General features: G+C 56.1%; 12 protein-coding genes. 2 read left to right on the plus strand and 10 right to left on the minus strand.

Features of this window, described 5'->3' with window-relative positions; all coding sequences use genetic code 11:
* The first annotated feature begins 117 nt into the window (after nucleotides 1-117).
* Together HKX41_00750 and HKX41_00755 are read left to right on the plus strand one after the other, a co-directional pair.
* Nucleotides 118-1,065 (plus strand): ABC transporter substrate-binding protein, encoded by a 948-nt coding sequence (locus HKX41_00750; GenBank protein ID NNC22686.1) that lies wholly within the window; start codon nucleotides 118-120, stop codon nucleotides 1,063-1,065.
* A 125-nt stretch (nucleotides 1,066-1,190) separates the two neighbouring features.
* The gene (locus tag HKX41_00755) at nucleotides 1,191-2,099 is read left to right on the plus strand and encodes a GlxA family transcriptional regulator (protein ID NNC22687.1); all 909 of its coding nucleotides are present in this window, start codon (nucleotides 1,191-1,193) and stop codon (nucleotides 2,097-2,099) included.
* Here HKX41_00755 and HKX41_00760 read toward each other — a convergent pair.
* The 10 genes from HKX41_00760 to hutU form a co-directional block, all read right to left on the minus strand.
* Nucleotides 2,096-2,548: a hypothetical protein gene (locus HKX41_00760; GenBank protein NNC22688.1), complete on the minus strand. Its 453-nt coding sequence runs from the start codon at nucleotides 2,546-2,548 to the stop codon at nucleotides 2,096-2,098. The genes HKX41_00755 and HKX41_00760 overlap by 4 nt on opposite strands.
* An 11-nt stretch (nucleotides 2,549-2,559) precedes the next feature.
* Nucleotides 2,560-3,552, minus strand: a complete 993-nt coding sequence (locus tag HKX41_00765; protein NNC22689.1) for an L-carnitine dehydrogenase — start codon at nucleotides 3,550-3,552, stop codon at nucleotides 2,560-2,562.
* Complete coding sequence (locus HKX41_00770) at nucleotides 3,549-4,457, minus strand: 3-keto-5-aminohexanoate cleavage protein (protein NNC22690.1); 909 nt, start codon at nucleotides 4,455-4,457, stop codon at nucleotides 3,549-3,551. Before HKX41_00770 ends, HKX41_00765 begins: the two co-directional genes overlap by 4 nt.
* A 462-nt stretch (nucleotides 4,458-4,919) precedes the next feature.
* Nucleotides 4,920-5,579 (minus strand): amino acid ABC transporter permease, encoded by a 660-nt coding sequence (locus tag HKX41_00775; GenBank protein ID NNC22691.1) that lies wholly within the window; start codon nucleotides 5,577-5,579, stop codon nucleotides 4,920-4,922.
* Nucleotides 5,580-5,581: 2 nt separating this feature from the next.
* Nucleotides 5,582-6,343, minus strand: a complete 762-nt coding sequence (locus HKX41_00780) for an amino acid ABC transporter ATP-binding protein (GenBank protein ID NNC22692.1) — start codon at nucleotides 6,341-6,343, stop codon at nucleotides 5,582-5,584.
* Between the two features lie 14 nt (nucleotides 6,344-6,357).
* Nucleotides 6,358-7,017, minus strand: coding sequence for an amino acid ABC transporter permease (locus HKX41_00785; GenBank protein NNC22693.1), 660 nt, complete (start codon nucleotides 7,015-7,017; stop codon nucleotides 6,358-6,360).
* 110 nt (nucleotides 7,018-7,127) lie between these two features.
* Nucleotides 7,128-7,964, minus strand: coding sequence for an amino acid ABC transporter substrate-binding protein (locus tag HKX41_00790; GenBank protein ID NNC22694.1), 837 nt, complete (start codon nucleotides 7,962-7,964; stop codon nucleotides 7,128-7,130).
* Between the two features lie 70 nt (nucleotides 7,965-8,034).
* Nucleotides 8,035-9,570, minus strand: a complete 1,536-nt coding sequence (gene hutH, locus HKX41_00795) for a histidine ammonia-lyase (protein NNC22695.1) — start codon at nucleotides 9,568-9,570, stop codon at nucleotides 8,035-8,037.
* A 203-nt stretch (nucleotides 9,571-9,773) separates the two neighbouring features.
* Entirely contained in the window at nucleotides 9,774-11,117 is a 1,344-nt protein-coding gene (locus HKX41_00800; GenBank protein NNC22696.1) for a YjiH family protein, read from the minus strand.
* 26 nt (nucleotides 11,118-11,143) lie between these two features.
* Nucleotides 11,144-12,841 (minus strand): urocanate hydratase, encoded by a 1,698-nt coding sequence (gene hutU / locus HKX41_00805; GenBank protein ID NNC22697.1) that lies wholly within the window; start codon nucleotides 12,839-12,841, stop codon nucleotides 11,144-11,146.
* Nucleotides 12,842-12,845: the final 4 nt, after the last annotated feature.

Below are 12,845 nucleotides of genomic sequence, written 5' to 3' on the forward strand. Positions count from 1 at the left end.
CTTCGGGGCGTTATGTCTTATTAAGTCATGGGGTCGTCGTAAAACGTCAAGTTTCCTCTGCGTACCACGGCATGATCGAAAAAGAGAATCGATATGCGTATAGAGAGGAGTGATCGTATGAGCAACCAACTGACGATGCGTCTTGTGCACACGATGATTGGCCCACTTATGGCCTTATTTTTAAGCGCTTTTGCATTGACGTCGAATGCGCAAGTTTTCCGGCTTGGTGTGCCGCCGTGGCCCGGCGTTCAAGTTAAATCTGAAGTGGCCGTCGAAATCCTGCAAATCCTGGGTTACCAGGCCAAGCAAGATCAACTAAGTGTGCCGATCATCTTCCATAGTCTGACCACCGATAGTTTGGATATTTATCTGGGTGGCTGGGTGCCCCAGGAAAAAAACAAGATCGAGAAGTACACGCAACAAGGTAAGATCATCAAACTCACGACTAACACCACCGATGCGCTCATAGGCCTTGCGGTGCCAGAGTACATGGCCAAGCGAGGTGTGAAATCGATGGCGGATCTAAAACGCTATGCCGACAAATTCGACCATAAGATTTATGGCATCGAGCGTGGCAGCGGTATCAACAAGTCGATCCAGAGCGCCATCGACCAAGATCGCCACGATCTGGGCGATTGGGATCTGGTGCAGACCGGTACAGGCGCGATGCTTGCTCAAGTCAAACGCGCGATCAGCAAGAAAAAACCGGTTGTGTTTTTTGCGTGGCGGCCGCATTGGATGAATGTTTCTTTCAACATACATTATCTGACCGTTGATGAACCAAGCGATATCGCCCACTCGTCGGCGGCCGTCTATACACTCGTGTCCAAGGAGTTGCCGCAGAAAGCGCCGAATGTGACCCGTTTTCTAAAGCAAATGCACGTTGATTCGACCGTTCAAAGTCAGTGGGTCCACGCGTATAGCCGTGAAAACGACAAATTGACGGCTGTTTCGCACAATTGGATCAAGAATAATATGGACGTGGTTTCGCAATGGCTGGATGGCGTCAAAACTGCTGACGGCAAACCGGCACTGCCGGCCGTACGTGCTGCTTTCGGCACCTGAGCGATGCGCCGACGCTTTGATCTCTACCATTGCTCCATACGTCAATGCGTGATTAACGAGTGAATTTGGATTATCAAGGCCGTTCGCCGCAGCCAATTGGTTATCTGTTAGTCGATGGTTTTTCCATGATGGCGTTCGTTTCGGCCACCGAACCGTTACGGATTGCTAATCGTATAGCGGGTCAAGCGCTATTTCGTTCTTATGTGATCAGTGTTGATGGTGTCTCAGCCACCGGCTCGAATGGCATGCGCTTGCTCGCGGACTACGGTGTCGCGGATCACATGACACTGCCGAGTCTGGCCGTTTGTAGTGGTTTTTTACCGCAGGAAACGCCGCCGCCTGCAGTGACTCGTTGGCTTATGGAGTTGGATCGGGCCGGCTGCGTTCTCGGTGGGCTGGATACAGGTTGTATCTGGCTCGCGGCGGCCGGCCTAATGGATGACGCGCGAGTCACACTACATTGGGAAAGTTTGCCCAGTTTTCGTGAGCGTTTTCCGGCGATCGACGCTGTCGAATCACTCTACGAAATCAGTGCGCGACGGTTTTCCTGCGCCGGCGGTGCTGCGGCTATGAGTCTGACGCTGGAGATGATTGCGCGCAGCCATGGTCGAACGCTGGCGGCGGCGGTTTCGGAACAACTCATTCACGATCAGGCCCGGGCGGCTGACTCGGGGCAGCGTCAGTCTCTGGCTAAGCGTCTGAGCACGCACCATCCGGCGGTGGTCAAAGCTGCTGCCTTGATGGAAACCAATATCGAGGAGCCGTTGACCATGCCGGCCATTGCCAGGCAAGTGGGTGTCTCGCCTCGTCAGATGCAAAGGCTGTTCTCTGACGAGTTAGGAGCGACACCCAATGCTTGGTATCTGCAGCTACGTTTAGCGCGTGCTAGACAGTTTATTATCGACACCGCACTGACGTTGACCGAGGTGATGATTGCCTGTGGTTTTAATTCACAGGCGACGTTTTCGCGCGCCTATCGCTCGGCTTATGGGCGCACACCCAGCGCTGAGCGCAAGAATTCGAAATCCCATTAACGCCGTCGGATGCCGACGTGCCGGCCAGCCTGATCCGGCCAGTTGTCCGGATCAAGCGGGCCGAGGCGGTCAACGGCCCAGTCGACCGTCTCGGGCAGCGCGGTTGGGCGTTCGCTCGAGAGAGCCATGGCCATAAGCATCTGTTCGCTGGTCGCAATCAGTTGATCGGCGCTGTTTTTCAACCGAAAGAATACGTGCAACCGCTTAGCGTCACGATCCAATATCTCAATAGATGTGGTTAGCGCTTCATCTTCGCGTGCTTGTGCGAGATAGCATAAATGGGTTTCGAGCGTGAATAACGTGACTTGATGCTCGCGCCGCCCGGATTCATCCAGGCCAATCGCATCCGCAAATGCCTCGACGGCCATCGAAAAGACGCGCGCGTATTCGGCATCGTTCATGTGCCCGTTGTAATCCACCCATGCGGGAGCGACTCGCGTTGTCAGCATGTCGGTTGCCATCAGATGCGGCCGGGCAGGCCTTCGGCTTCTGGCCAGTATTGTTCGACCAGCGCCATCAAATCGGTCAAGAACGCATCACGGCGTTCTTCCAACTGGGCGACGGATCGTCCTGCGGCTTGGTGCTCGCAGCCTTCGACCACACGGTCAACCAAACCGTCAGTCAACTCGGGGGCCTCAAGCTTCGTCCAGGGCAATTTCAAGGCTGGCCCGAACTGTTCGAGCATATGTCGCATACCGGCTTCGCCGCCGGCTAGATGGAATGTTAAAAATGTTCCCATCAGCGACCACCGAAGGCCTGCGCCATAAACTACGGCGGCATCGATTTCCTCGGTCGTGGCGATACCGTCATTAACCAGATGTAGCGCCTCACGCCATAGCGCTTCCATAAGTCGGTCGGCGATATGGCCTTCAATCTCCCGACGTACGACCAAAGGCCGCATGCAAAGACCACGGAAAAGGGCCTGCGCTTTCGCGATGATATCCGGCGTGGTGTGTTCGTTGCCCACGATTTCCACGAGTGGTAGCAGATACACTGGGTTGAAGGGATGCGCGACAAACAGACGCGACGGGGCGTGCTCGCAATACCTCGCCAGCTCGGTTGGTTTGATGCCTGAAGTCGAAGAACCGATAAGCGTTTGCGGTGGCGCCGCACGATCGATATCGGCCAGCACGCGCTGTTTAAGTTCGGTGCGTTCGGGCACGCTCTCCTGTACCCAATCAGCGTCTGCCACGGCCTCAGTCAGATCATCGGTGACCCGCCAAGCGTTACGATCGGCGTTGGTAGACAGGCCACGCTTGGTTAACGAAGGCCACGCAATTTCGATCGTCTCGGATAACCGCTGGGCGGCCATGTCGGTATCCGTATCGAAAGCGACAACCTCGGCCCCTGCAGCCAGTGCGCGCACTGCCCAACCGCAGCCGATCACACCAGTGCCGATGATTCCTATGCGTGCCGGCGTATCCAGCGGCTTATCATGGGATGCCTCGGTCATGCCGATTCCGAGGTCGCGCCTTTGAGACCGAGGTGATCGCGAGTGGTTTGTGGACTCATCACGGCACCGCCGAGCGCTTCGATGATGCTGACTGCTTTGGCGACCAGTCCAGCGTTGTCGGCTTTGACGCCCTTGGAAAGATATAGATTGTCCTCAAGGCCGACGCGGCAGTGGCCATCGGCAAGCATGGCTTGAGCGACCATGGGCATTTGTAAGCGGCCGACACCAAATGCCGCCCAATGCGCGTGGGTGGGGAGGCGGTCGCGCATGGTTAACAGCGTGGTGGGGTCCGCTTCGGCGCCCCAGGGAATGCCAAGGCAGAGCTGGAAAAGGGGGTCATTATCAATCAGGCCTTCGGCAAGCAATTGGCGAGCAAACCAAATGTGACCGAGATCGAAGCATTCCAGCTCGGGTTTGACGCCGGCTTTCTGGACTAACGCAGCATGCTCGCGCAGCCATTCGCCACTATTCAAATACACCATGTCGCCGAAGTTGAGGCTGCCACAATCCAATGTGCAGATTTCCGGCGTGAGTGCTTCAATGGGGGCGTGCCGTTCCGAAGCCGTCTGCAGATCACTGCCGGCTGCGGCCCGAATCTCGCGATTTTCGTAATCGCCGATCAATTCAGGAAACAGATCGCCACCACCGCCGGCCGTGAAGTTGAGAACCACATCGGTGTCAGCATCACGTACTCGGTCCACAATCTCCCGAAAGTAGTCGGTCTTATGACTGATACCGCCGGTCTCAGTATTGCGCACGTGAATATGTGCAATGCTGGCGCCGGCTTTAGCCGAGGCGATACAGGATTCGGCGATCGCGGCCGGTGTAATTGGCACGTTCGCATTTTTAGGTGGTGTGTCACCGGCGCCGGTGACGGCGCAGGTCAAGATGACGTCCGAGTTCATGAAAAGATTGTCGTGGCAAGCGTTGAACTAATTATCGCTGCCCGCTGACCATTATTTTTGACTAAAAACGACAAACAAGAAATTTTTAACGACATGGTTTGGGGTGGTGTTTAAAAGGGTGCATATCGTCCGAAACACCCACGATGCTCGGTGATCGCGAGCTGAATGCGCCCGATTACTAGAGGTCTCGGGGCCGTTGGAGCCACCCGGAGTGCTCTGACTCTACTTGTTTACGTGGTGACGAGCGCGCGGGCCTTATGCTTGGCTCGTAAGGCCGACTTAACAATTGGCCTATCCCAAGGCGAGGGTGCTTGGCTGGAATTGCTGCTCGGGGATCAGCCAGCGCTGGATCCGCATGGGAGGTCGATGTTTACTGCCGGTGCGATATCAACCGCATCCAGCATATCGAGTGAATCGTCTATGCCAGCAGAGGGCGAGCGCTATTTGCTGATCGCCGATTTTTTATTGCCGCAGCGCATATCGCCTTTCGAGCACACCGCATGCGGAGGTGACAATGCTGACAATAATGACGTACATGATCGCTGCTACCAGGAAAATCTGAAAATAGGAAAATGACGTCGCAGCAATCGTTTTGGCTTGCCCCATAAGCTCGGATACACCGATAGTAAAAGCGATTGATGTGTATTTGAGCTCCAGGATCACTTCGTTTGTCCACTGTGGCAGCGCGATGCGAAAGGACTGAGGCAAAACGATGAATAAAATAGCCTGTCTGCGGCTCAAGCCTATAGCGCGCGCCGCTGACATCTGCCCGCTGCGCACGGCGCCGATGCCACCGCGAAAATATTCGGCCTGATAAGCCGAGGTGTTCAGACCAATAGCCCAGGTGGCTGCCCATAACGGGCTTAGAACAATGCCGATGTTGGGTAGCCCCATATAGATGATAAACATCTGGGCCAGCATCGGCGTGCCACGGAATATTTCGATATAAGCCGTCGCCAGCAGGCGAACGGGGCGATTGCCATAGGTACGGCCGATCGCCAGGAGCCAACCGAAGAAAAAGCCGCCCGTAACACCGATAACCCAGATGAACAGGGTTAATTCTGTGCCCTTGAGCAGGGCGGGTAAGTGCTGCCAGGCAAACTGGAAAAACGAGGCCAGCATTATTACTTTTCCTCGGCCGCGATCTCCCCGGCAGCTGCAAGACCCTGAATGAACTCGCGGGTTCGTGGCTGGCTGGGTTCCTCGAATATCTGTCGGGTGCTGCCTTCTTCGTACACCCGACCATCGACCATGAACAGCACGTCATCGGCAACGGCTTGGATAAAGGCCATTTCGTGGGAAACGATGATCATCGTCATCCCGGATTGCACGAGCTCACGCATCACCCGCAGGACTTCACCAACCGATTCCGGATCCAAAGCTGAGGTGGGCTCGTCGAACAACATGATATCTGGATTCATCGCCAGTGCCCGCGCAATGGCAGCACGCTGTTGCTGGCCACCGGAGAGCTCGGCCGGATAGGCATCCAGCTTGTCTTTCAGGCCGACGCGGTCGAGTTCGCGTATGGCGATTTCGTCCGCCTGCTCTCGGCCTATCCGCTTAACTTTGCGAAGCCCGAGCGTGACGTTATGTCGGATCGTTAAATGTGTAAATAGATTGAAATCCTGGAAAACGAATCCAATTCGGGACCGGATTTGGTTCAGATCGGTTTTTTTGTCCGCCAGGCACGTCTCATTTAGATAAATCTGGCCGCTATCAATGGGCGTCATCCCGTTGAGACAGCGAATCAACGTGCTTTTACCCGCGCCCGATGGGCCCATGATGCCCTTGACTTCGCATTCGCCTATGGTGAAAGAGACGTCTGCCAGTACCGGCTCATTGTCATAGGTTTTGGTTAAGTTATCGGCTCGCATTAGACATGGCATCGGGATGGATTCCTTCAGGTATGTTCAAAACCGGGTATGGCCAGTTTTCGCTTGAGGATGCTCAAGGCTCTGGTCGTTAACAGGCTAACGATCAGGTACATAGCCGCGGCTGTGACATAAATCGATAAGGTATGACCGTAGTTGGCAGATATGGTGTAGGAAGCATGGCGCATCAATTCAACAACGCCGATGGTGTATGCCAGCGATGTATCTTTGAGTTCGGAGAGTGCTTCATTAGTCCAGGGCCCGATTGCCTGGCGAAGCGCTTGGGGCATGATGACGAAACAAATAGACGCAGGTTGGGATAGCCCGATCGAACGCGCTGCCGTCATTTGCCCAGTTGGTACCGATTGAATAGCACCGCGAAATATCTGTGATTGATAGGATGCAGTACGTAATCCCAGTGCTAAAACGGCAGCCGGGAATGACGGAATATTATAAAAACTCGATATGCCGTAATAAAAAAGAAAAAGTAGGACAACCGCCGGAACAGCTCGAAAGAAACGTTCAAATAGAGTTGCCAGAAGCGGCGCGCCATAGCGCCCGTAGACTTGCATTAAAGCGAGCCCAGGGCCGATAACAAGCCCAAGGGCCAGCATGCTGATGGCCAATGCGACGGTGATGCCCAGGCCTTCGAGCAAATAAGGCAAGCTGTTGACAATCAGTTGCGCCATAGCACAGCTCCGGTGCGCAGGACAGCGGCTTGAACATAAAGTTGCAACACGTGCGGAAGTGCCCTATGTATTCAAGCCGCTGCCAAGTCACACGGCGGTTTTATCTCCGATTATTGGGCTAGCCCGGGTATGGGTTTTTGATATGAAGGGATATCGCTGGGCATTGAACCCGGCACCTTGGTAATCGACGCGTCAGGCAGGTATTGGTGGATGATCTCTGCCCATTTTTCTGATTCATATAGCTGGACTTCCGCCTTGTTCAGCAAGCCCAACAACTTCTTGTCGCCTTTGCGTACGCCCAGGGCATAAACCTGGGGTGGGTGGGACTTGACCGTCCCGGCAATGCGAATCTTGTCGGAATGGTGTTTTTGGAAGCCATGTGCGGGTGTCTCATCCGAGATGTAACTGTCCAGGCGCCCGCTTATCAAATCCCGCACGCCGGTGGTGCCCGCCGAGTAGGTATGGACGTCAATATCCACCCCGTTCGCCTTGAGACTGTCTTGCAACCATTGGCGTACGGTCGTACCCGATTGTGTGCCCACACGAGCACCGCAACAAAGCGCGGTGACAATATTGGTATCTGATCCTTTTCTGACCAGAACATCCATATTCACTTGCCACCAGGGCACGGTGAAAGCGATTTTTTGAGCGCGTTTTTTCGAAACAGTGAGTGCTGTTGCGACAACGTCGATTTTTTCAGCCCGCAGAGCAGGTATCAAAGACTCAAATGGCAGTGATTTAAATTTGACGTCAAAGTCCTGTTGCTTGGCCATGGTGCGCAATGCATCGGGTGCGATACCTTCGTACTCACCATTTTCGACATACGCCCACGGCGCATAGGCTGGCTCGATGCCGACCACGACAGTTTTTGCGCTTGCCAGAATCGGCAACATCGCGATCAAACAGGCGATATAAAAAAGCCCTAGTTTTTGGGGTTTTGAGATCATAATCCTCCCTCCTGTGATAGCACTCAATCAGCCCTCATAAAATAGCCTATGCGCGCCGGTGATGCTGGGTTCAAGTCTGGCTTGGCAGTAACTGGTCGGGCATGAAACGGCTAAGCAGGCGCTGATCGAGCAGCGCTGTGGCTGCTTCGATATCAGGCGCGAAAAAACGGTCCTCGGCATAATAGTCGACGTGTTCGCGCAACAAGCCACGGGCCTGCTCCAATATTGGCGTGGAGTGCAGGCCATCTCGAAAATCCAACCCCTGACAGGCTGCTAGCCATTCAATGGCGATTGTACTGCGTACATTGGCGGCCATCTCCCAAAGGCGCTTGCCCGCGGCCGGGGCCATGGAGACATGATCTTCCTGATTGGCCGAGGTTGGCAGGCTGTCCACGCTGTGCGGATGGGCCATTGCCTTGTTCTCGCTGGCGGCGGCCGCGGCCGTGACCTGCGCGATCATAAACCCGGAGTTCACCCCGCCGTTTGCCACCAGAAATGGTGGTAGCTGCGACATATGGGTGTCCATCATCAGTGAGATACGTCGTTCGGTAAGGGCACCGATCTCGGCGATGGCCAGGGCGATATTATCGGCGGCCATCGCCACTGGTTCGGCGTGGAAGTTGCCGCCGGACAAGATGTTGTAGTCATCGGCAAAGACCAGCGGGTTATCGGACACGGCGTTGGCTTCGACAGCCAGTATACTGGCGGTATGCCGGATTTGAGTCAGGCAGGCCCCCATGACTTGCGGCTGACAGCGCAGCGAATAAGGATCCTGGACCTGGTCGCAATCGATATGCGAATCCCCGATTGGACTGTGCTCACCGAGTAGATGCCGATAAGCAGCGGCTGCATCGATTTGACCCTGTTGGCCGCGAATCGCATGAATCCGGGCATCGAACGGTGCCCGCGAGCTCAGGGTCGCCTCGACACTGAGCGCGCCGCAGACCGTGGCTGCTGCATACAGATCCTCGGCCTCGAACAGACCGCGCAGCGCGTAGGCAGTCGACACCTGGGTGCCGTTGAGTAGTGCCAGCCCTTCTTTGGGGCCTAGCGCCATCGGTTCCAAGCCGGCGATTTCGAGCGCGCGCTCGGCGTCGACCCATTCTCCCTGATAACGGGCTTGGCCTTGCCCGAGTAGTACGGCGCTCATATGGGCCAGTGGGGCTAGATCGCCGGATGCGCCACACGAACCTTTCGCCGGAATACGGGGGTAGACTTCAGCATTGATCAGGGCCAGAAGCGCATCGATCACGGCCCGCCGGACACCGGAAAAGCCCCGTGCAAGGCTATTGACCTTGAGCACCATGGTCAGCCGGACTAGGGCGTCGTCGATTGGCTCACCGATACCAGTGGCGTGCGAGACCACCAGCGAGCGTTGCAGTTCTTCGAGTTGCTCTTTTTCGATACGAGTCTGAGCGAGTAGACCGAAGCCGGTGTTGATGCCATAGGCTGTGCGATCTTCGGCAAGCACTTGGTCGACACAGTCGACGCCACGTTGAATGGCGTCGTCGGCGTTGTCCGGGAGAGCAACCTGCAACGGCATCTCGAAAACCTGGCGGGACTGCGCCAGAGTCATCTGGCCGGGAGAAAGTGTCAGGGTTGTCATACGTGACTCCTAGGAGGCTCAAGCTTCATCGCCTCGAGGGCGGCATGGGGATCGCCGGTCAGGAACCGAATGGTCAGCTTCGGTGCCATTGGGTGTCCATTCGGCGCTTTGCGTGAAAGATAGGGTGGGGCAGCGCGCCGTTGGGTGTCTTCTGGTTCGATTGACGGGGCAACTGCATCGCCACTTCACTGCGCTGTGTATTGTTAGAAAATCAGATGCGCGGCGATCGCAACGAGCGGCAAAGCGATCAGGGTTCGGATGATAAAGATCAGCACCAACTCCCAGACCGAGAGTGGGATATCGGCTTCGAGGATGGCATTGGCGCTCTCCGTGAAAAAGATGAGTTGTACCGTCGACAGCGTGCATACAAAGAAGATGCTCATCGGGTCAGCCTGTGTGCCGGAAATGATAATTGCTGGCAAGGCGATTTCGGCGATGGATATGAGGATTGTGGGTGCAATGGCGCCGGCATCAGGTAGCTGTAATACTGCTAGCGGATACTCGAAAGCGGCGCCTAGATAATTGAAGACCGGGGTATAAGTGGCCACCACCAGCGATAGCGTGGCAATCGCAATGACATAAGCCACAATCTTTTGCGCGAAAGTAATCGCATCCCATAAGGCTTTTTTGAAGGTGGCGAGCCCAGTGGCCGCGGCGCGCCTGGATGCCGCTTGGCAGGCGCGCACCAGGATATGTTGTGACGCGTGTTCTTGCGTTGTGTTTGCAGCATCTTCCCGATTGTCGATATAGATATCCCGCTTGCGGGACAGCGGTGGGATGCGACTCGTAACGATGGCGGTCAGAAAGATAATAATGAACGAGGTGACGATCATATGCGGCAGATATTCAAGAATGCCGCCGATCGAACATAAAAGCGCGAAGAAGCCGATGCTCACAACACTAAAACTGGTGGCGATAGTGGCCGCTTCCCGTTGTGTGTATTGGCCGTCCTTGTAGAACTGGTTGGTGATGAAAACGCCGACTGCGGGTGAAGCAACGAACGAGGCGACGGCGTCCACGGCAGCGCGGCCGGGCACTCGGTAAAGTACGCGCATGCTGGGTTCCATCAGCGTGCCGATGAACTCCGGGAAACCGAACGCCATTAAAAAAACCACCAGGAATCCGGCGACGGAAACTGTTAGAAGGACGCTGCTGCCGAGTTTGAGCGCCATGCCGCCCACATCTTTATCGAGCAGCCAATCGGGGCCGATGTGGAGGACAAGCAGCGTCGCGAATATGGCGGCCAGGATGAAGATACCGCCAGTGATATAGCCGTCCTTATGGTGGTATTCCTTGAGCCTGGTATGGGCGGTGAACTGAGATGCGAGCCATGTCACGCATAACAGCATGACGACGCCGACCGTGGTGTATTGCAGGCCGTCGCCCAGCATATGTTTGATCCCATCAATCAGGCTGACCAATGGGATTTGGGTATCCCCCGAGGCAGTCGGGAACGGGATGAAGAACAGACACACGCCGATCAGGCTGCCCACCAATGCCTTGAAGGGCGCATGGCCCACCGTGTTTAATCGGTCTTGTTCACCCATATACGCTCCGCCAGTTGTGGGTTGCGTTAATCGATCATCGGGAGATCAAGGTTGTTGTCTCGGGCTGATTCAATCGCGGTGTCATAGCCGGCATCAGCGTGGCGCATCACGCCCGAGCCGGGGTCGTTCCACAACACGCGCGCCAGCCGGGCATCAGCGGCATCGCTGCCATCGCAGACAATGACCTGGCCGGCATGTTGGGCATAGCCCATGCCGACGCCACCGCCATGATGTAGTGACACCCAGGTCGCGCCGCTGGCGGTGTTAAGCAAGGCATTGAGCATCGGCCAGTCGGAGACTGCGTCGCTGCCGTCGCGCATGGATTCGGTTTCGCGATTCGGACTGGCTACCGAGCCGGAATCCAAATGGTCACGGCCGATCACGACCGGGGCGCTCAGCTCGCCGTTTTTATACATCTCGTTAAAGGCTCGGCCCAGCCGGGCTCGATGCTCGAGTCCGACCCAGCAGATACGCGCTGGCAAACCTTGGAAGCTGATGCGTTCGCGCGCCATATCCAGCCAATTGTGCAAATGGCTATCGTCGGGGATCAGCTCTTTGACTTTGGCATCGGTCTTGTAGATATCTTCCGGCTCACCGGACAGCGCGGCCCAGCGGAAGGGGCCGATGCCGCGGCAGAACAATGGCCGAATATAGGCCGGCACGAAGCCGGGAAAGTCGAAGGCGTTGTCGAGTCCGGCCTCGTAGGCCATCTGGCGGAGATTGTTGCCGTAATCAAAGGTGGGGACACCCTGTGCCTGGAAACCGAGCATGGCCCGCACATGGACGGCCATCGATTCCTTGGCCGCCTGGGTGACCACCTTCGGTTCGTGTTTGCCACGCTCGACATACTCATCCCAGCTCCAGCCAGCGGGTAAGTAGCCATTCAGAGGGTCGTGCGCGCTGGTTTGGTCGGTGACCATGTCCGGGGTGATCCCGCGTTGGACCATGGCCGGCAGTATGTCGGCGGCATTGGCGCATAGACCGATGGACACCGCCTGGCTGTTGGCGGTGTATTGTTTGATGCGTGCCAGCGCGTCGTCTAGATCCTCGGCCTGTTCGTCTAGGTAGCGGGTGCGTAGCCGGAAATCGATGCGTGACTGTTGGCATTCGATAACGAGCGAGCAAGCCCCGGCCAGCGTGGCAGCCAGCGGCTGAGCGCCACCCATTCCACCTAATCCAGCGGTGAGAATCCAGCGTCCGGCGAGTTGGCCGTCATAATGCTGGCGGCCGGCTTCCACGAACGTTTCATACGTACCCTGGATGATGCCCTGGGAGGCGATATAGATCCATGAGCCGGCCGTCATCTGGCCGAACATCATCAGCCCTTGCCGATCGAGCTCATTGAAATGCGCCCAGTCGGCCCAGGCTGGCACTAGGTTGGAATTGGCTATGAGTACTCGGGGCGCATTTTCGTGCGTTTGAAAAACGCCCACTGGCTTACCGGATTGGATGAGTAGCGTCTGGTCATTCTCCAGCCGTTTTAGTGTTTCAACGATTTTGTCGTAACAGTCCCAGTTACGGGCTGCGCGGCCGATGCCGCCGTAGACGACGAGCGCTTCCGGATTTTCGGCGACATCGGGATGAAGATTGTTCATCAGCATCCGCATTGGCGCCTCGGTGACCCAGCTCTTGCAACTCAGCTCATTACCAGTAGGTGCAGTGATGTGACGACTGGCGTCGTAACGTGCATTGGTTTGGGTGGATGCGTGGCGTTGTTGGGTCATGGTT

This window comes from Salifodinibacter halophilus (assembly GCA_012999515.1).
GTDB lineage: Bacteria > Pseudomonadota > Gammaproteobacteria > Nevskiales > Salinisphaeraceae > Salifodinibacter > Salifodinibacter halophilus.